This is a genomic window from Haloferula sp. A504, from assembly GCF_044385805.1.
GTDB lineage: Bacteria > Verrucomicrobiota > Verrucomicrobiia > Verrucomicrobiales > Akkermansiaceae > Haloferula.
This window is the reverse complement of the sequence record NZ_JBISBU010000014.1, coordinates 1-20,876: the sequence shown is the minus strand read 5'-3', so window position 1 is coordinate 20,876 and position 20,876 is coordinate 1. Positions and strand designations below refer to the sequence as shown.

Sequence of the window (20,876 nt, the reverse complement as noted above, 5' to 3'; positions counted from 1 at the left end):
CAAGCTGCTCGTTGCTTCGACTGCCTCCACCGGCTTCCGAGCGGCCCTCGTCCGATTCCGACCTCAATCGCCCAGATCCGCCTGCCGGTCGAACTCGGAAAGCAGCTCCGGCAATGCCAGGCGGCCGCGTGAGTACTTCGCCGCCTCGCTTTCCGGGAAGTCCCAGCGGCAACGGTTGTAGCGGCGGAAGGCTTCGGGGATGTTGCCGGCCATGCGGTAGCTTTCGCCGGACCAGAACAGGCCCTGGGAGGTCAGCTCCTCGTCGGGAAAGCGCTTGGTGAACTCGTCGAAGGCCTCGGCGGCGTTGCCGAACTCCTCGTTCTTGTAAAGGGCCTGCCCGACCCGGAAGGCCATCTTGGGCGCCCACTCGTGGGTTGGGAATCGCTCGAGGAACTTGCGGCCGACGCTGGCCGCGACCGGGAAGTCCTCCTTCTGATAGAAGTGTTCGCTGATCCGCAGCATGACGTTGGCGATGAGCGGGCTCTTCGGATAGGTGGCGGCGAGGGTGGCGTAGTCCTCGAGCGCCTCGTCGAGCTGACCGGCCTCCTCGTGGCACTGCCCCATCTTGTAGAGCGCCTCGGGCGCCAGCGAATGCTGCGGGTGGTTGCGCACCACGGTCCGGTAGGCGCTCACCGCTTCTTCCCAGTCCTCCAGCTCCTGGGCGAACTGCCCGAGCAGGTAGAAGACACGCGGCGCATACTTTGGATCCGGAAAATCCTCGCGAAGCTCCTGCAGCACCTTGCGACCCGCCTCGAGTTCAACCATGGCCTCCTCTTCCTGCTCGAGCGCGCGATGGCTCTTGAACAACTCGAAGTGGCACTCGGCGACATGGAACTGCGTCTGGATCGCCAGGTCCTCGTCGCGGAAGTTCTTGCTGAAGGCCAGCGCCGATCCATCGACACCCATCGCCACGGCGACCTGCAGCTCGACCACCGGCGTGCCGTCGGGTCGCTGCATGACATTGTCGAGGTAGCCGACGGTCAGGGTGTCGCCGAAGAAGCACTCCACGCCGCCCTCGGGATTGCCGGGTGTCGGCTTCGAGGCGGCGACCAGCGGGAACGAGGCGTTGAACACGCCGCTGTGGCTGAGGGTTTCGCTCAGCTCGAGCGTTTCCTCCTCGCCGCTTTCCGAGCGCACCCGCACCAGCGCAATGTCGCGGCCGGGCGTGATGTCGAGATCCGGATCCTCGACCTGAAGGTAGAGCCGCTTGCCGAGGAAGACTCCTTCGACCGCCTCCTCGTAGCCCTCGTCCAGCACCTCCAGACTGCCCCGCGTCCGGAAAACCGCCTCGCTCGTCATCGACACGACTTCCGCGTCCGGCCGACGCTCGTCCGCATAACCGGCCGTCACCGTGTCGTTGCCCTGGACGTTGAGGATCGCCGCCTCCCCGCCACCGGATTCATCCGCGGGCTCGACGGCCACGCTTTCCACATCACCGAGAGCCAGCGGGATCTGCCCGACGAAGCGACCGGCCTGCAGCGCCGGATTGAGCGAATCGTCCTGAATGGCCAGACCCGGGGAATGGTCGGTGGAAAGGGCACACTCGATCCGGGCACGGGTCCCCTGGCTGCTCTCGACGTCCACCTCGATCCGGCTGCCGGTGTGGAGTGCCCGGTCCGGATCGATCACTTCGATCGTGAGTGGAAGCCTGAGGCTGACCTCGACCGGACCGTCGCCCGCGACCTGCTCCGGCGTCATCGCCGGTGACTGCCCCGGCAGCGCACCCGAAGCGATCACCCGCATGGATCCGGCACTGGCGTCATTGACGATCACGTAGGACTCCCGGACGTAGGCGTGCCCGGGGAAGTTGTTCTGCTCGTCGCGGTAGCGGAGGAACACCCGCTCCCCCGGCGCGACCTGGATCGCTCCCTCGGCCGCCTCGGCCGAGGTCTCGACTTCGGCAAGGAAGACGCCGGTCGTCGGGCCGGTCTCCGTCGCCGTCAGCACCGTGCGCGTGCCGTCGGGCGCCTCGACCTCCACTTCCACCTCGTCGCGCTTGATGCTTCGATCCAGATCGTAGTCGACGACCTCGGCCACGATCCGGTCGCCGGGCTCGATCCGCAGCAACTCGTGGCGCTGGCGCCCCACTTCTCCGGATCCACCCCGGCTAAACGAATAGGTGATCGGAGTCACGCGACCGTCGCCGTAGGTCGCCGTCAGGCTCCCCTCGAGCAGGCGGTTCCGGTTCAGCCCGTCCGCCCCGATTTCGTCGAGGTAGGAAATCGTGACCTGATCGCCTGGAGCGAGTTCCAGGGTTTCGTTTCCGGCGAGCTCGAGCACGTCTTCTTCGGTCGGAATGTGCGTCGCCCCCCCGCCCGCGACCGTCATGTGGTTCACCGAAACACCCGCTCCATTGAACTGGGTGAACTCCCACCGCAGGTGCCGCAGCTCGAGCGGTGCCTGCTTCAGGATCCATGCGGCGCCGTCGCGGACCAGCGGGCCACCTATGGGACCGGTCACCCGCTCCAGGCCGGCCACCGTTGTCAGGTCGAAGTCTTCGGCGACGAAGGGCGCCAGATGCACGTTCGCGCTGCGGCGGTTTTCCCGCGCCCGGCTCGCCCGGGCCGCCTGCTCTCCCGCTGGAACCATCGAAACGACCACCAATTCATGAATGCCCTTCGCCGCGTGGACGTCCACGCTGCGCCCCCCCTGGCCGACGGGCAACTCGAGCCGACCGTCGAACATCAGGGCGGTGTGCTGGCCTTCGATCGAAAAACGGAGCGCGCCCGCCCGCGGCTGGACCAGGGGCCCGGACCACACGACCAGGTGCACCTTGTCTCCCTCCACCGGCGGCTGCCACGAAAGTTCCTCGACCACCGCTTCCTCCACCGGCTCGAAGGCCTCCAGCACCTTGGCCAGATCCGCCCACGAAACGTTCTCGGGCAGCTTGTCCTTCGGAGCCTCGAACACCCGCCGCACCATTCCCTTCATTTCCGACCGGGGCAGCGGCACGGCTTCGATCGACGGATGCTCGGCGAGCTTGTACCAGAAACGTCCGTCGTGGCTGGCGTGCAAGCTCAGCTCGATCGGCATCTCGGAGTCCTCCCGCGGCGACTCCAGCCGGACACTTTCGACCACCCGCGGCTCCTTCATGTCGACGGTCAGGCTCTTGGGTGCCGCGCCATCCAGCGTGCTGCGCCAGCTCGACTCGCGCCGCTGGTCGATCGCCATCAGCGGGCTGTGGTCGATCGCCGTGTCGCTGGCCCGCGCCCCCGCCGGCAGTTCCCCGGTCGGAATCGCCCCGACGAAGACCCCGCCGTGCGCCGAGCGCTCGCGGACCGGCACGCGAACCACGTCACCACTGCTCGTCGCCAGCTTGACCGCCACCTCGTCGGGTTGCTCGGTGCGGTCCTGGTCGCCGTCGGTCACCCGCACGTGGATCAGGTTGCCCGGCTTGACCTGGTTCACCGGGCGCTGATCCGCCAGCGTCGGCGTCTCTTCCTCCTCCTTGCGAAGCGTGTCGGTGAAGCTCTCTTCCTCATCCTCTTCGAGTGTCCGACTCGCCACCTCCAGACGGCCATCGGTGGCAATGCGAATGCGTGATCCTTCGAGAATCTGATTCTTGAACTGCTCCTTGAACTCAGCGGGGTAGTCCACGCGGATCAGGTCACCGCCCGTGACCTGCAGAATGCCGTCGTTGGGTTCGGCCACCCCGAGCACCGACGGGATGTCGGCGAGGAAGATGCCGCGACCCGCGCCACCGCTCAGGAGGAAGGAATCCTCGACGTCACCGCCGGGATCGGTGGTCACCCGCACCGGCAGCTTCATCTCGCCACGGCTGATGCCCAGATCCGGATCCTGCACCACCACCGCCAGCGCCTTGCCCGGCGTCAGCCAACGCTGCGATTCGCGACCCAGCCGCCCGACCGTTCTCAAGGTCTCGAGCTGCGCGAGGTAGCGCTGCTCGATGCCATAGACTTCGGCGAGGTGGTAGAGCGTGGAATCCGCCAGATCGATCTCCGGCACCTTCTCCAGCACCGTCAGGAAAATGCGACGTGCCTCGTCCGGCTCGTCGAGGCGGATTGCCACCAGCCCCCGCATGAAGTCGGCACGGATCGCCACGCGTGGATCGCCACTGGCCGCGAGGTCCTCGAAGATTTCCAGGGCCTGGTCTTCGATCCCCTGCGCCAGATAGGTTTCACCGATGCCGAACTTCGCGTCGATGGTTTCGGCCTCATCCGGATAAAGCTGCAACAGCGTGTTGTACTCGGCCCGCGCCACATCGTAGCGCTGGGACGCAAGGTAGTTGCGCGCGAGCAGGAGCTGAATGCGGGCCTTGTCGCGGCTCGCCACCTGTTCGGACTCCCCATTGCGGACCAGCCATCCGCGAAGCATTTCCTCGGCACGTTCGTGATCGCTCTCGTCACCCAGTTCGATGTGCGTCTCGGCGGCGAAAAGCAGCAACTCGATCGGCAGCTCCGCCACATGCTTGTCGAACAGCGCACGGCGCTGGAAGTAGGCCTGTTCCGCCTTGTCGCTTTCTCCCAGCCGCAGATTGAGGACCACCTCCAGAAGCGGCGCGATCGGGCTGTCCTCGGGAATGTCCGATCCGAGGCTGCCCATGCTGGCGTAGGCGGTCCGGAGACGGGCACGCGCCTTTTCCATCTCCTTCTCATCCACACCACCCACCGAATGGAGCATGCCGTTGAGGATCGCCGCGGCGAGCGTCATGTCCCGGCGGCGGATCGCCTCCAGCGCCCGGTCGTAGAGCCGGGTCCACGACTCATGGTGCCGGTCCGCACCCCGGATCGCCTGCTGGAGATTCGTGATGCGTTCCCATGAAGGCTCCTCGAGCAATGCCAGCCGGGCACCCGCCTCGGCGCTGATTCGCCCGATCCGGAGTTTTGAAATGGCGGCATAGACCTTCGCCTTGTCCCCATCCGGCATCTCGGAGGACTTCACCGCGTGCTCCATCCAGCCACGAGCCGGCCATTCGCCGACGTGCCAATCCTGGAACGGACGCGCATCCTGACGCTCGCGGGTCGCCTTCGTCCACTTGGCGAAGGAGGACAGATCCCCGGCCCGAAAGGCCCGGTCCGCCAGAGCCATGGCGATCGGTCCGTGCACCGTGTCCGAACGCTGGAAGGCCTCCTCCAGTTTCGCCACGGCCTCGTCCTCCTCCATGGTGCCGGTGAGGTGAATCAGTGAATCGACCCCGCCGTGTTCGTCGGGCCCCAGTTCATACTGCCGGCTCCACCATCGACGCGCATCCGCCTCCAGCTCCACATCCGCCAGCAGCCGTCCGATCCGGGCGGCGTGCCAACCCGGCGACCCGGCAAGCTCCGCACACTTTCCGGCCCACTCGGCGGCCTTCCTGCGATGAGCGGCATCCCCCACCTCCACCACCCGCACCCGGGTATCCGGATGGGCCGCATAGGGTGCGAAGGAAAGCATGTGCCGGGCCGCTTCCAGCTTGGCGGCATCGTCACCATAAACCGCCGCCTCGAGCCACGCCTCCGCCGCCTTGCGATCCTTCGGGTAGGCCTTGCAGTAGTCGCGAAACGCCTCATGCGAACGCTGGCGGACCTTGTCGCCCAGCTCATGACGATGCAGGTGGGCCTTGCGGCGCATCACCCACTTCTTCTGCTCGGAGGAAAGCGACTGCTTGAGCAGTTCGTCGCAGGCCCGCGCCCCCTCCTGGTGACCCTTCCACGCACGCGACCAAAGCCGCACCACCGGATCGCGCTCGAAGTTCCTCCTGGCATTGTCGATGAGCTTGCGGCGCGCGGGATCCTCGCTCCGCCACCGCCACAATGCCTGCCAATAGCCCTCGAGGTGTGCACCCCGTCGACCACTCTCGATGATTGCCGCAAGATCAGCGTTCACCTCTCCCTCGTCGGCTGCCTGATCGATCAGGCATGCCACAATGCGATCGGCTCCCTGAGCGCTGGGCGACTTGGAAAGCCACTCAAGCGCCATCGCGCGGGACTTGCCGGCGTCCTTGATCCGGTGCTGATAGAGATCGACGGCCAATACCTCCCTCAACGCAGCACCGCTTCCGGCCTGTTTGCCCACCTGCCCGCGCAGGAATCCCTCGGCCCTTCCATGATCGTCACCGCAGGCCTCGACATAGCGACGGACAAGATCATGAGAGTAATCGCCGCCTGCCATCTTCGCTTCGGCGAAAGCCAGCCCCTTTGCCGCCTGATCGCCCCCGACATAGGCATCGAATGCCCGCACGGCCGCTTCATGGGCAACCGGATCGCCCGGCAAAATCTTCGCCACTTCGCGGGCCTTGGCGGCCAGAACCGAGGCATCGGCCCCGGCGGCGGCCAACTCCCGAAGGAAGCCCGCCCAGTGCTCCCGATCGTCTGCATCCAGCGCCCCCTCCATCGCTGCGGCGGCTTCCTGATGGCGACCCCGCCTCGATTCGAACTCTCCAAGCCGGAACCAGAGCTGTCGCTTCAGTGCCGGATCACCCTTCGCGGCCGATACCGACCGACCCATTTCCGCACCCGTTTCCCACTGCTCGGCGCGATGGGCCAACTCCATCCCCTTCAAGGCCGCGGAAATCGACCATGGCTCCGATGGCTTGTTGCCCAAAACCGCGGCCGCGAACTCCGCTCCTTCACGCGCCGCCTGGGCATTCTCCGCGCGGTCGAATCCATCCAGGGCACGCTTCACCATCAGTGGATCGCCCTTCAAGCCCAGTGCCGCCCAGTGGCCCGCCGCCTCTGCAGGGCGTCCCAGTTCCTCGAAGGCTTCCGCCATCGCCCGATGCGCCCGCGGTGCGGACGGATCATCCGCAAACAACTCAAGGAAGCGCTTCCCCGTGGCCACCACATCCGCATGTCGCGCGCCGGCGGCATGACCCTCCATCAGACGCACCATCACCTCGGCACGCCGCGGGTGCCCTGCCTGAGCGCGGACGAAATCACCGGCCGTCTTGATGACCCCGAACACGTCCTCGTTCGCCTCGCGCTCGCTGAGCAATTCGAGCATCAGCTCCGCCGCCTCGGGGCTGTCGGTTAGATGATCCCTGAGTTTGGCCTCCAGATCATCCACGTCGGCGGCGGATACGGCGGAGTGAAGAACGATGATCGCGATCAAACAACTCAGGGGCCGAAGGTCCCCGAAGAACACAGCCCAGGGCAACGCCCTGGGAATCGATGTGGACCCATATTGGCGGGCTGAAGACCCGCGAGACCGTTCGCTCCCCGCATGTGGCAGGCCTTCAGCCTGCGGATTTCCTCCAACCTCACACCCAGGGCGTTGCCCTGGGCTGGTATCTGAAAGCCCTTCAGGCTTTGGCACCGGGCGGACCAATTGATCGAGAACCCCCCTCATCAAAAGCCTCCTTTCTTCAGGGCCTCGACAATCTTCACCGACTCGGCGGCGACATCGCTCTCGGGAAAATCCTGGATGATCTGCTCGAAGCGGCCCCGCGCCTCGCTCTTGCGGCCGAGCTTGTAGAGGCAACGGCCGTGATTGAAGAGAATCACGTCGAGAAAGGCCGCGTCCGGATAGTCGGCGAGCACGTTCTCGAAGACGTCCACCGCACGTTCGTAGTCCTGCTTCTGGTAATAGAAGGATGCCATCTTGGAAACGGCCTCACCGACCTTGCTGGAATCGGGAAACTCCTCGTAGACCTTTTTGTAGGCCACGAAAGCCTTCTCGAAATACCCGTCGCCACGCCCGCCAGATGCCTTGAGCGCCATCGCTTCGTAGCACTCGCCGATCGCGAACTGGGCATCCCCCCGAAACTTGCTCTCGCGCATGGAAACGATCCCCGAGTAAAGCTGGATCGCCCGGTTCCAGTCCTCCCGCTCGCGCTCGACATGAGCCTGCTGGAGCATCGCCTCATCGACATAGGTGCTCTCGGGAAATTCCTTCTGGAGCAGACGACTCATGCTCAAGGCGAGATCGAGCTCGTCCATCGCGAAGTAGATCCGCCACAACTCGACGTAGGTTTCCTCGAGCAGCTTGCCGCCTTCCTTGCGGGCGTCACCCAGCAGTTCCTCGCAGACCTGCAAGGCCTCACGGTATTTCGCCATCGCCTGCTCGTGCAGCCCGAAGTCGTCGTACTGCCCGCCCACCCGCGTCAGCGCCCCGGCCGTGCGCAGCTGGGTCTTCAAACGCAGATCCTCGTCGCTGATGTCCGACCGACTGACGCGCATGTCTCCGAGATTGCCCTCGATCACCCGCGCCTCGGCCCGGCATTCGAGCGAGCCCTCACCGAAGTGCTCCTCGTCCTGATAGACGAGCCGCAGCCACTGACCCGGCTCCGCCTCAAGTCCGCGATCGCCTCCAATCGCGACAGACGCCCTGAAGACCCCGGGCTCATCGGACTCGGTCAAGCTCACCGCTTCCGATCGAACCGCCACCCCGGGATCGATCTTTGATCGCAAGTCTTCCCCTTCCGGCCCCTCCGCCGCTTCACCCGCCGCAACCCGCCGCGCGAGTTCCTCGTCGATCTCGTCGGCAGTTCGCTTCCGCCAGACTTCGAGCTTCGCTTCAAGTGCCTGCGGCCCGGGACCGGTATCCAGATCGGCATCCGTCACCTCAAGATGCACGGCCTTGCCCAGGACGGCGGCCCGCAGGTCCTGCTCGTAGCCGCCATCGGTGATCCGGGCCCGACCCGTTCCGACCACCGTCACCTGATGCCGTCGTGGCACATCCTGGGCGCGCTCAGCCGCATGCGCATCGATGTACTCGACCATCACCTCATCGCCTCCCCGAACCTCCAGAATTCCATTGCCCTTCTCCGGATTTGCCAAGGCGGTCGCCAGGCTGCCAAGCGCGACCTTCACTTCCCGGCCGACCGGATGACACGCCACGCTTTCTTCGTCACCACTGCTGCTCGTGCAGCGCACCATCACCGCCTCACCCCGCGGCAGGATCGCCAGGTCCTGGTCGTCGATGCGCACATGCAGGCGCCGGCCGGCTTCGACCTTGGCAACGGTCGGGCCATCCGCGCCCACCGCGGTTCCCACCTTGTCGAGCGCCTCGATCGCGCGGCCGTAGTGGCCTTGTTTGAAATGACTCAGCCCGATGTAGTAATGGGCGTCGTTGACTTCCGTTCGTCCGGGAAAGCCCTGGATCAGGGAACGCATCACCTTGAAGCAATGACCATACTGGGCCGACTCGAAATGGCACACGCCACTCATCAGCAGCGCCCGCACCCGCAGATCCTCATCGCCGTTTGCCTCGACCGCTGCCGCCTCGTAATGCTGGCGCGCCCGATCGTGGGCCCGCTCCTCCTCGAGCAGGAAATCGGCGACCCGCAGATGCGCCTGAAAGCGAATCGGGCTGCGCGGATAGCGGTCGATCACCGATTCCCAGACTTCGACCGCCTTCTTCGTCTCGCCCAGCTCCATCCGCACATCGCCGGCCTGCAGCAACTTCCTCGCCGCCCGATCCTCGACCACCGAACCCCGCTCCTGCGCGAAACCAGGCGGCAGGACGAGCAACGCCAGTGCCAGCAACCATCCCGCACGCAGCGGAACGAACCTGCTCAAGCTCATGCGGGGAACAGTTCCTTGATCGGTTGAGCCTCCTTGCGCACCAGACGCATCGGTCGGCCTTGGGGGGAAATGACTTCACGATCCGGCGCGATGCCCAGGGCATGGCAAACCGTCGCGTGGATGTCGGCGACCTGGATCGGGCGTTCGGCCGGCACCATGCCGTCGGGATCGGATGCCCCGACGATGGATCCGCCCTTCAGCCCGCCTCCGGCCATCAGCGCGCTGAAACAGCGGGCATGGTGGTCGCGGCCGCCGTTGCCGTTGATCCGCGGCGTCCTGCCGAATTCGCTCAGCACGATCACCAGCGTGCGGCTCAGCTTGCCATTCGCCCGCAGGTCCGAGATGAGCGAGGCGATGGCGGGGTCCATCACCGCACCATGCGCCCGCATGGCGTCGAAGATGCCCCCGTGGTTGTCGAACCCTCCACGATTCACCTGCACGAAGCGGACCCCCTTCTCCACCAGTCGGCGGGCGAGCAGTGCACCGCGACCGAACTCGGTGTCGCCGTAGCGCTGGATGGTTTCCGGCTTTTCGTCGTCGATCTCGAAGGCCTTGAGCGCCGGGCTCTCCATCAGCTTCACCGCTTCGCGCAGGGCGACCTCGGTCGCCTGGAACTCCGGGCATCCGGTCGATGCCGAATGCCGCGCGTTCATCTCCGCGAGGATCTCGAGCCGCTTCATGCCGCGTTCGTGATGAATGCCCTCCGGAAAGGCGAGATACGGATCCTTGTCGCCCGGACGGCCCACGAAGTAGGCCTCGCAGCGCTGGCCGAGGTAGCCGGCCTTCGATGCCTGGCCACTGATGCTGACAAAGGCCGGAAGGTCGCCGAGCGGCTCCATTTCGTGGACGACGATCGAGCCCAGCCCGGGGTGCACGAGGTTCGGCGTCTGATTGAAACCCGTCTGCAGTTCGTACTGCGCCCGGCCGTGGTCACCATTCACTCCGGCGATGGAGCGCAGCAGGGCCGCGTCGTGCATTTGCTTCGCGAGCTGCGGGAAGATCTCGCTGATCTCCATCCCGTCGACCGAGGTCTTGATCGGCTCGAACTCGCCCTGGACCTTGCGGCCGGGCTTGGGATCCCAGGTGTCCAGGTGGCTCATGCCTCCGCTGTTCCAGAACAGGATCACATGGTCGGCACTGCCCTTGCGCGAGCTGTCGATGTCGGCAAGCAGGCGGCTGATGGGCATCCCCATCATGCTGGCACCCACCATGCCGAGCATGCGGCGGCGGGTCATGTGGTAGTCGGTGCATCCGGACATGGTCGGTGAAGGTTGGGGATTTCAGATCTGGGATTTCAGATTTCAGATTGTCGATGGAAGAACAGGAGGTGGGAGCACTTGGCAACACCCATGCCCATGGATTCACGGGACTTCACGGGATGAAACGGAATTCGTGGCTGTTGAGCAGAGCCCAGCGGAGATCGGCCATGTGCTCGGCGGGGTCGCCTTCGGCCGCCAGAAGCTTGAGCGCCATCTGCATCTCGCGATCATCGGGCAGGCGGGTCAGGATTTCGCGGTAGGCCAACTTTACCGCCTGCTCGTGGCTCTCCTCGAGCGCCCGATGCATCGGTTCGAAGGGACCGACCCTCGCTGCTTCGTTGGTCAGGCGACCGTTGATCATCATCAGTTGCTGGCGCATCGAGGCATCGTCCTCGCGGAATTCGCCGAGCCCCTCGCGCGACGGCTGACCGAAGACCCGCAGAAAGTGCGCCGGCGGCGCGGGGCTCGCCATCCGCAGGGCGGAACCGAAGACCGGGTTGTCATCCACCTCACGGGTCTCCGTGCGGGTCTCGTAAATCGTCCGGGTCCGGTTGGTTTCCTGCATCGCCATCGCCCGCTCGCGCTCCGCGAGGCGCTGGTCCTCCGCCTCCCGCATCGCGATCAACTCGGCCTGGCTCTGCTGCTTTTGCAGGCTCTCGAAGTCCAGCTCGAGGGTCGTTTCCAAATCATAGCCATCGGTCCGCTTCGTCGGCATGCCCGCCATCATCGGTGCCGCCCCCGACGAGGCGCTTTCGCCTTCGGGGAGATCCTCGGTGCCGACGGGCACCCGGACCTGGTAGGTCTCGGTGCGCAGGTTCGCGCCGGCCGGCCACTTCGGCTTCTGCAGATGCCCGGCGATCACGATGCTGTCGTAGAGGGTTTCTCCCAGCATCCGCCGTGCGGGGGCCGCCGCGAACAAGCGCTCGGCGTGCTCGCGGTCGCTGGCGGTGGTGCCGATCGGAGCCACGCTCCGGCGATAGGCTTCACTGCCGACGATCATCCGGATCAGCGACTTGATGTCGTAGCCGCCGGCGATGAACTCCTGGGCGAGAAATTCCATGGCCGAAACGTGGACCGGGTCGTTGTAGGCCGAAAAATTGTCGAGCGGCTCGACAAAGCCGTGGCCGATCAGCTCCGCCCACATCCGGTTGACGAAGGCCTTGGCGAAATACGGATTCCGGGGATCGGTGATCCGGTCCGCGAGGCGGGCGCGCAGCTCGCTGGTCCGATACAGATCCTTCTCCACCTGCAGCTGGCGGCTTTCCTTCAGCGCCTCATCCAAGACCGAGTCCCCCGTCTTCTCATCGATCGCATCGAGCAGATCCTCGATCTCCGCTTCGGCGACCGCCTCGTCCGCTCCGGGCTTTCCTCCGGCCCGCAGCTTCTCCAACCGCCGGATGTAATCCGGGGTTTCCTCGAACTCGACCAGCTCAAAGGGATAGTGGGCATCCACCGGCCTGCGCTTCGCATCGCCCGCCTTGTCTTCGGGCGGCCACATCACGGTCGTGTCCCCGGCTTCGGTCACGTAGTTGGAGCCACGGTCGCGGCGCCCCACCGTGCGAGTCTTCCCGAAGAAGGCGGCGAAGTCGTAGAAGTCCTCCTGCTCCCAGTCGTCGTAGGGATGGTCGTGGCACATCGCGCAGCCGATCTGCACGCCGAGAAAAACCTGCGAGGTCACCGCCCCAAGTTCGAGCGCATTGGCCTGCTCGGCGAGCAGGAAACCGACCGCCGGCATGCTTCCCGGCCGACCGGAGGACGCGATCATCTCGCGCACCATTTCGTCGTAGGGCTTGCCCTCGCGCAGCGCGCGGTGGACCCAGCCGAGCCAGAGGTTCGCCGCGGGCTGGTTCGAGCGGATGCGAAGCATGTCGGCGAAGAACACCGACCAGCGGTCGGCGAAGCGCGGATCCTCGAGCAGCTTCCCGACGAGCTGGTCGCGCCTCGTTCCCGCGGGCCACGCCAGGTATTCGTCGATCTCCTCATTCGTCGGGATGCGTCCGATCAGATCGACGGTCGTCCGGCGCAGCAAGGCGAGCTCATCGATCGGCGGCGTCGGCGTGATCCGCTCCGACTCCAGAATGTGCCCCACCAGGCCATCCAGCATGCGGGACGCGTCCGCAGCATCCTTCGGAGCCCGCTCCGGCATCGGCGCCCGCGGAACCGGAGCCGGTTCACGCGCGCTCAGCGTCACCCCGTCCGGCCATGGCGCGCCACCGGCGACCCAGGCCACGATCACATCGACCTCCTCCTTCTCGAGCACGCGGCCCTTGTCCGGCATGTAGCCCTCGTCGATCGGCCGCAGCAGGATGCGGCGGGTCACGCCACTGCCGGCAACATCCCCGGGAATGAAGTCCTCATCGCTGCCGCCATCGAAGAAATCCTCCTTGTTGTCCATCCGCAACCCGCCCTTCACCTTGTCCTCCTGGTGGCAGCGCACGCAGTGCTGCTCGAGCAGGGGCTTCACCTCGGTCACGAAGTCCGGCACGGTCGCCTGCCCGGCCACCACCGCCGGAAAGGCGATCGAGACGAAGAAGGACAGTCGGGCGTGTTTCATGGGCAGTACCGGCGACGCCGGGATCAGGGGAAAAACTACATTCCCTCCCCTACCCCGTCACGCAGGAACACCTTTCACCGCACGAATTCCGTCGGTCGAGCCCGCCCTCCCACTGCGAGAATCCTCGGGACCTCCCCGTAGAAAGGACCTCGTCCCCTGGAACATGAGACTTCTCCTCTTCGCCACCCTCGCCCTGCTCGCCGTTTCCGCCGCCCGGGCAAGGCAGCCGAATGTCATCGTCATCTTCACCGACGACCAGGGCTACGAGGACCTCGGCTGCTTCGGATCGAAGCGCATCAAGACCCCCCATCTCGACCAAATGGCGGCGGAAGGAATGAAGCTCACGAACTTCTACGCCCAGCCGGTGTGCGGGGTCTCGCGAGCCGCCCTGATGACGGGTTGCTACCCGATCCGGGTCGGGGAACCGGGCAACATCAAGCGCCTGCATACCGTTCCCCACCCGAAGGAGGTCACCATGGCGGAAGTCCTCAGGGACGCCGGCTACGCCACGGCCCTGATCGGCAAGTGGCACCTGACCGAGAACAAGAAGGGAGATCCGGGCGGCTTCGACCGCAGCACCATGCCCAATGCCCAGGGCTTCGATCATTTCTACGGAACACCGCTCTTCAACGGCTACACCGTCTTCGTCAAAGACACGAAGTTCCGCAGCCCGATCTTCCGCAACGAGGAGGTGTTGGTCCAAGCCGTCGAGAGCTGGGACACCATCACCCGCGACTACACCCGGGAGGCCATTACCTGGATCGAAAAGCAGCGCGAGCAACCCTTCTTTCTCTACCTCGCCCACAACCTGCCGCACATCCCGGTGGGGGCGTCCCCGGAGTTCAAGGGCAAGTCCGCCTACGGCCCCTACGGCGACACGATCGAGGAAATCGACGCGTCCTACGGCGAAATCCTGGCCGCCCTGAAGCGACTCGACCTCGATGCGGACACGCTCATCGTCTTCACCTCCGACAACGGCCCCTGGATCGAGACCACCCGTGGCATGAAACCCGGGGGCAAGCCCTTCATCCCCCGCGACCACAGCGGGTCGGCCGCCCCCCTGCGTGGCTGGAAGATGAGTGCGTGGGAAGGCGGCTGCCGGGTCCCCTTCCTCATCCGCTGGCCCGGCAGGATCCCGGCCGGTCGGGTCTCCGACGACATCCTCACCACCATGGACCTGCTTCCCACCTTCGCCTCCCTCGCCGGGGCCAGGCTTCCATCCGCGACGCTCGACGGCGTCGACGCCTCCGCCTTTCTCACCGGCAAGGCCGACCAAAGCCCGCGCGACGAATACCTCTACTACTCCGGCTGCCTGCTGACGGGAGTTCGCAGCGGAAAGTGGAAGCTCGTCCTTCCGCGGCCGGCCAACCCGCCCGGCACCGGCTGGTGGGGACGCATGCTTGAAGCGATCCCCGAGGTGCGACTCTACGACCTCGACGCCGACCCCGGTGAAACGACCGACCAGGCCGGCGCCCACCCCGGGGTCGTCGACGCCCTTCAGCAGCGCATTACCCGGGCACGCAGGGAGCTTGGCGACATGGATTGCGTGGGGAGTGGTGCCCGCTTTTTCGATGAGGGCCCGCGCAAGCCGCTCATTCGAAGAACGGACGTCGCGCCGAAGTAGAAGGATTCCGTTCAACCGGTTCATCAGGTCCATCATGCTTCCCATTTCCCAACACGACGCTTGATCCTGTCCCCGCTCTTGGCGGAGGGCCGATCCCGGTTCAGACTTTTCCCGCCTCATGGACGATCTTTTCTCCGCATCCGACCCCGGCCAGCGCGCCGCCGAGCTCCGAGCCGAGCTGGAGCGGCACAACCGGCTCTACTACACCGACGCTGCTCCCGAGATCTCCGACACGGAGTACGACAAGCTCTTTCGCGAGCTGGAGGACCTCGAAAGCCGGCATCCCGAGTTCGCCGACCCGAACTCCCCCACCCAGCGGGTCGGCGGCGAACCCATCGAGGGTTTCCAGCAGGTCAAGCACCTCGTCCCGATGCTCTCCATCGACGATGTATTCGAGCTGGACCCCGATGAATCGGACACGCCGGAAGTCGAGCTCATCGACTTCTACCAGCGCCTCCGCAAGAACCTTGGGCGGGACGACGTCGCGGTGACCGTCGAGCCCAAGATCGACGGCGTCGCCGTGTCACTCGTCTATCGCGACGGCCAACTCGACTATGCCGCCACCCGCGGCGATGGCGAGACCGGCGACGACATCACCCACAACGTCCGGACCATCCGCTCCGTCCCCCTCTCGCTTTCCACCTCCTCCACGCCCCCCGCCCTTCTGGAAATCCGCGGTGAGATCTTCATGCCCAACGAGGCCTTCGCCGCGATGAACGCCGAGCGCGACGAACAGGGCCTCCCGACCTTTGCCAACCCCCGCAACGCCACCGCCGGCACGCTCAAGCAACTGGATCCGAAAAAGGTCGCGGAACGCCCCCTGGATTTTCTCGCCCACGGCCTCGGTGCCTACGAGGGGCCGGAGCTTGGGTCCGAGGATGACTTTTCGAATCTCCTCGAGGAGCTCGGCATCCCGCGTAACCAGCCCCTGATCCCCGCGTCCACGCTCGATGGAACCCTCGCCGCCGTGGAGCGAATCAACCACGAGCGCCACGACCTGCCGTATGGCACGGATGGCGCAGTGATCAAGGTCGCCGACTACGAAGAACGCCGTACCTTGGGCTTCCGCTCCCGCGCCCCGCGCTGGGCGGCCGCCTACAAGTTCCGGCCCGAACAGAAGGAGACCGTGCTCAAGGAGATCACCATCCAGGTCGGACGCACCGGCGTGCTCACCCCGGTCGCCGAGCTCGAACCCGTCCTCGTCTCCGGCACCACCGTTTCCCGCGCCACCCTGCACAATCAGGAGGAGATCGAGCGCAAGGACGTCCGCATCGGCGACACCGTCCTCATCGAGAAGGCCGGCGAGATCATCCCGGCGGTGGTCAGGGTGATCCCGGAGAAGCGCCCTGCCGATGCAGAACCCTTCTCACTCCACGACCATGTCGGCGGCCGGTGCCCGTCCTGCCACGGACCGATTGCCCGGGAAGAGGGATTCGTCGCCTGGCGCTGCGGAAATTTCGAATGCCCGGCCCAGGCGGTCTCGAAGATCAAACAATTCGCCTCCCGCAAGGCGCTCGACATCGATGGCGTGGGCGAGATCGTCGCCGAGGCACTCGTGAAGCGGGGCATCTGCACCACCGCGCTCGACCTGTTCACTCTCGAAGAAAGCCCGCTGGGCACGCTCAACCTCGGGACCGACGAGGAACCGAGGCGCTTTGGCGAGAAGAACGCCGCCAAGGTGATCGCCGCGCTCGACCGCGCACGCGAAAAGCCGCTGGACCGCTGGCTCTTCGCCATGGGAATCCGGCAGGTCGGCGAGTCCGCCTCCAAGGAACTCGCCCGTCTTCACAAGCACCTCTCCGATCTTCCCGGCAGTGAAGTTCTGCATGCCCTGCGCGACAGCGCCCGGCTCGAGGAGGAGCGCAAGCGGGTCTCCCCGCGCAACAAGGACAACCCGCCCACCGACGAGGCCGACAAGAAGTCAAGGCAGGAACGGCACGACAAGCTCAAGCAGCAGATCGCCGAACTGGACGCGCGGCTCAAGCCCTACGAGGTGAGCCCGGATGTCGGCCCGGTCGCGGCCGAAAGCGTGCTTTCCTTTTTCGAGTCCGAGGCAGGCCGGCACGTCCTCGAACGCATGGCAGAGCTCAAGCTGCAACCGGAGTCCGCGAACTTCCTGCCCAAGCCAGCCGAAGCCGACCGCTCCGAGCTCCCTCTCGCCGGGAAGACCATGGTCCTGACCGGCACACTCAGTGTCAGCCGCGATGAAATGAAACAGCTGCTCGAAGCCGCGGGGGCCAAGGTGAGCGGCAGCATCTCGAAGAACACCGACTACCTCGTCGCCGGCGAAGGTGGCGGATCCAAGCGCGACAAGGCCGGAAAACTCGGCGTCGAGATCATCGACGAGGACCAGGCGCGCGCCCTTCTCGGATAGAGCGTGACATCCCGCCAGATTCTCCTCGGCGGCGGGTGCCTTTCACTACCGGTCGCGGGCTCCCGCAAACGCTGAAGCGAAGCTTCCATGCAGCGAGTGCACGTGCTTAGTGACTTACACCCGATCACGTAATATTCTTCAACTTGGATCATGCTAGCTTTGGCGCGTCGGGAATCACTCCCGGCCACCGGATCCCCACCGGAAACACACACCCTCCCCTGATGAACTCCCCCGCTTCCCACGCGGTTGTCTCGCAACCCCCGACCCGATTCCTTCCGGTCCGTCTGGCCGCGCTTGCCGCCTGCGCGGGGGGCATGCTGATGGCCGCATCCTGCTCGACCTCATCACCGGCAGCCCCCGGCTACGTCAGCACGCCGAGCGGCATCAGCGTGAGTTCCATCCGGGCCGGCCGCGGGGCCTCCCCCACCGAATGGAACCCGGAATCGCTGCCCTTCTCCGGCGACGCCCGCGATCTTTTCAAGGATCTCGGCCCCGACTATTTCGCCGACCTGCTGAAAAGGTTTCCGGCGGTCGACGGCAACCCGTGATCCGGTTCACGAAGGATCCGCCGAGCTGGCTGGCGGCAACCCGGGCGAAGAATACATCTTCCTCTTCGTTGAAGCCCCCTCTCTATGCCAAGAACACGATCTGGGAGAACACCTCATGGAACGGAGCCCCGCTGTCGAACACGGACCCCGCCATGCTCATCGGCATCGCCGGAATCTTCCCTCCCGGACACACGCTCCGCTCACGGCTCCACCGGCGGCGGGAATGGTGAGTCGCTGATCTCCCAGTCGGCGTTCTTTTCCGTAAAGGTGCCAAGCGTCCACTCGCTGGGGATGAGCGCGACCAGATGCCCGTGAAGGTCCCGCACCAGTTTCACATCCATCGAAAGCTCGGGCAGGTCCTCGGGTGTGGTCTCGCCCTCCTTCTTCCGCATCCACCTGGAGAATCCCCACGAGGCGTGCTCGATCCGGGTCTCGGCGTCATACTCGCCCTGCAGCCGGTGCTGGAGCACCTCGAACTGCAGTGGACCGACCGCGCCCAGCAGCGGGACGTAGGCCCCGGTGGTGTCGAGCGGTTGGAACTCCATCACCACCCCCTCCTTGAGCATCTGCGCCAGGCCGGCCCGGAAGCGCTTGAACTTCGCGGTGCTGGCATTGTGCAGGTAGGCGAAGCACTCCGGGGCGAAACGCGGAATCTCATCGAAGGCGATGTCCTTGTTCGACGACAGCGTGTCACCGATGAGGAAGTCGTGATTGCCGACCAGACCGGCGACATCACCGGCAAAGGCGTCGTCCACGGTCTCGCGGTCCTGCGCGAAAAGCCGCATCGAGTTCGACAGGCGGACCTTTTCCCCGGTGCGGGTGTGGATGACGTTCATGTCGCGCTCGAAACGCCCGCTGACGATGCGGATGAAGCTGACCCGGTCGCGGTGCTTCGGATTCATGTTGGCCTGAATCTTGAACACGAAGGCCGAGAAGTCCTCGGAGGTCGGCGCCACCTCCTCGCCATTGCTGGTGCGCGATGCCGGCGGCGGAGCCAGCTCGATGAACCGGTCGAGCAGGAGTTGAACACCGAAGTTGTTGGCGGCGCTGCCAAAGAAGACCGGCGTCAACTCGCCGGCGGCGACCGCTTCGTAGTCAAACCCGGCACCCGCCCCTTCCAGCAGCTCGAGTTCCTCGGTCACCTGGTCATACACATCGGAGTCGAGCTTCTCGCGGACGATGGGATCCGAGATGTCGTTCACCGACTCCGGCGCGCGGAAGGCGCCGCCTGGGGTGCGCTCGAAAAGGTGGACCTGCTTCTCCTCGCGATCGAACACGCCCCGGAAACGCGGGCCGTCACCGAGCGGCCAGTTGAGCGGGATGGCATCGATCCCGAGCACGCTTTCCAGTTCGTCGAGCAGTTCGAGCGGCGGCCGGGCCGGACGGTCGAGCTTGTTCATGAAGGTGAAGATCGGCACCCCACGCTTCCGGCAGACCTCGAAGAGCTTGCGGGTCTGGCTCTCGATGCCCTTGCCCGCATCGACCACCATCACGGCCGCGTCCACCGCCGTCAGCACGCGGTAGGTGTCCTCCGAGAAGTCCTTGTGGCCGGGGGTGTCGAGGATGTTGATGACCCGGTCCTTGTAATCGAACTGGAGGACCGTCGAGCTGACCGAGATCCCCCGCTGTTTCTCGAGCTCCATCCAGTCGGAGGTGGTCGCGCGCTGGTTCTTGCGGGCGGTCACGCTGCCGGCAAGCTGGAGCGCCCCACCGTAGAGCAGGAACTTCTCGGTGAGGGTCGTTTTCCCCGCATCCGGGTGGGAAATGATCGCGAACGAGCGGCGGCGGGCCACTTCGCGTTGGAGCTCGGCATTGGACATCGGCGCCGAGGGGCCTAGGGCCGAAGGCGGCGAGCATCAAGGGCGAATTGACAGCACCGATGCCGGGCTTTTACAAGCCAACTACTTTGACAGCCCGAAGTCCGTTGACCATGATCGCAACCAACATCATCGGACAAGTCGCGTTTCTTACCGGCGTGAAGGACTGATGCGCTGCCTGAAAGATGGAATTCAAGGCGCGGGTCTGGACTGGCCGGGACAGCACAGGATTGGGAGAGGGGCCAGGTGTTGAAACGTTCGGAATGATAAGACGGCAAGCACCTTCGGGGCCACTGCACACGAGAAGCTTCGATCGGAAACTTGGCATGGAAATAGGATGGCACGCACATTGCTATTGACTGCAACTATCTACTGCGAACAGCAACCTCGCAAGCAGTAGTCGTAGTGGAAGCTCTCTCATCATACTCCAGCTTCCTCAATCTCCCGCAATTCTTTCACCCACCCGAACTCCTCCGATGTCAGGTAACCGTGGGCTTCGATGCCAACCAGAGCTTTGTTCAGTTTTTCTAGAACACTCAGAATCTCAGCTTCCGAGCCAGCCTCACCCAACAATTCAAGAGCTTTTCGGAACACAACCAGCCCCTGTTCCGTGTCTCTCGACAAAGCGGAATCCAACAGATTCGTCGTCAATTTTACTACGCTCTCCTTCATCACCATCCTAGAAGATCGGTTTTAATTACTGTGGAATTAGGGAGGTTTGGAACATCAATCAGCCCTTGATAACCTCCACCTGCTCTAATCTCTCCTGTCAGATCACCAACCTGCCGCGCTGCCGTTCCCTCACTAATCCAAGTTCCTCTGGCAGGCTTGAACGTCGTCACCCGATCAATGGTGATTCCCCATTCATCCAGAATGGCTAGATCGTTGCGAAGAGCTTGTTCAGAAGTGTGTTTCTTGTTGGTCAGGTAGTTGTTCGTTTTCCCCGTCCGGTTGTTTACACCATGATACTTGTAGAAAATTTCATCCCCTGAGACTTGGCGGTTTACATACTTTCCTCCTGTGAAGTTCTTCACATGGTAGGCGGGAACAGTTGGCCCAGGTATCCTCCTTGGGGCCAAGCTTCTAGCCTCTCGGGACAAAGCGGCAAATTGGGGCGACGCTAGAAAGCGGCTCACTTGGGCGGAGTGCCAGAACTCGGGCCCAGCATGGGATAAGATGCCTCCAGTTCGCAGCTCGGTGCCGACGGCGTGCAGCGCTCGCGCCCCGTTGAAGCTG

Annotated in this window: 11 protein-coding genes; 4 read left to right on the top strand and 7 right to left on the bottom strand. The window is 64.8% G+C overall.

The genetic code is table 11. The annotated features are described in order from the left end of the window. Positions 1–63 precede the first annotated feature (63 nt). The 4 genes from ACG2LG_RS08985 to ACG2LG_RS08970 form a co-directional block, all read right to left on the bottom strand. A complete protein-coding gene (locus ACG2LG_RS08985) occupies positions 64–7,050 on the bottom strand; it encodes a tetratricopeptide repeat protein (RefSeq protein WP_396258276.1) in 6,987 nt (2,328 codons plus the stop codon). A 236-nt stretch (positions 7,051–7,286) separates the two neighbouring features. Then, complete coding sequence (locus tag ACG2LG_RS08980; protein ID WP_396258275.1) at positions 7,287–9,464, bottom strand: tol-pal system YbgF family protein; 2,178 nt, start codon at positions 9,462–9,464, stop codon at positions 7,287–7,289. Further along, a complete protein-coding gene (locus tag ACG2LG_RS08975; RefSeq protein ID WP_396258273.1) occupies positions 9,461–10,723 on the bottom strand; it encodes a DUF1501 domain-containing protein in 1,263 nt (420 codons plus the stop codon). Before ACG2LG_RS08975 ends, ACG2LG_RS08980 begins: the two co-directional genes overlap by 4 nt. Before the next feature lie 112 nt (positions 10,724–10,835). Continuing rightward, complete coding sequence (locus ACG2LG_RS08970) at positions 10,836–13,277, bottom strand: DUF1553 domain-containing protein (protein ID WP_396258271.1); 2,442 nt, start codon at positions 13,275–13,277, stop codon at positions 10,836–10,838. 163 nt (positions 13,278–13,440) lie between these two features. Here ACG2LG_RS08970 and ACG2LG_RS08965 point away from each other — a divergent pair, with 163 nt between their 5' ends. The 4 genes from ACG2LG_RS08965 (at position 13,441) to ACG2LG_RS08950 (ending at position 18,053) form a co-directional block, all read left to right on the top strand. Continuing rightward, complete coding sequence (locus ACG2LG_RS08965; protein ID WP_396258269.1) at positions 13,441–14,901, top strand: sulfatase; 1,461 nt, start codon at positions 13,441–13,443, stop codon at positions 14,899–14,901. A gap of 118 nt (positions 14,902–15,019) precedes the next feature. Then, positions 15,020–17,275, top strand: coding sequence for an NAD-dependent DNA ligase LigA (gene ligA, locus ACG2LG_RS08960; protein ID WP_396258268.1), 2,256 nt, complete (start codon positions 15,020–15,022; stop codon positions 17,273–17,275). Between the two features lie 221 nt (positions 17,276–17,496). After that, positions 17,497–17,823, top strand: coding sequence for a hypothetical protein (locus tag ACG2LG_RS08955; RefSeq protein ID WP_396258267.1), 327 nt, complete (start codon positions 17,497–17,499; stop codon positions 17,821–17,823). 68 nt (positions 17,824–17,891) lie between these two features. Then, complete coding sequence (locus ACG2LG_RS08950) at positions 17,892–18,053, top strand: hypothetical protein (RefSeq protein WP_396258265.1); 162 nt, start codon at positions 17,892–17,894, stop codon at positions 18,051–18,053. Here the strand turns inward: ACG2LG_RS08950 and ACG2LG_RS08945 are convergent. The 3 genes from ACG2LG_RS08945 to ACG2LG_RS08935 form a co-directional block, all read right to left on the bottom strand. Then, positions 18,024–19,643 carry a peptide chain release factor 3 gene (locus tag ACG2LG_RS08945; RefSeq protein WP_396258263.1) on the bottom strand — a complete coding sequence of 540 codons (1,620 nt, stop codon included), beginning with the start codon at positions 19,641–19,643 and terminating at the stop codon, positions 18,024–18,026. The genes ACG2LG_RS08950 and ACG2LG_RS08945 overlap by 30 nt on opposite strands. A gap of 417 nt (positions 19,644–20,060) precedes the next feature. Further along, positions 20,061–20,312, bottom strand: a complete 252-nt coding sequence (locus ACG2LG_RS08940; RefSeq protein ID WP_396258261.1) for a hypothetical protein — start codon at positions 20,310–20,312, stop codon at positions 20,061–20,063. Beyond that, positions 20,312–20,876 (bottom strand): hypothetical protein (locus ACG2LG_RS08935; RefSeq protein WP_396258259.1); only part of this gene is annotated, 565 nt, incomplete at its 5' end. The genes ACG2LG_RS08935 and ACG2LG_RS08940, both read right to left, overlap by 1 nt.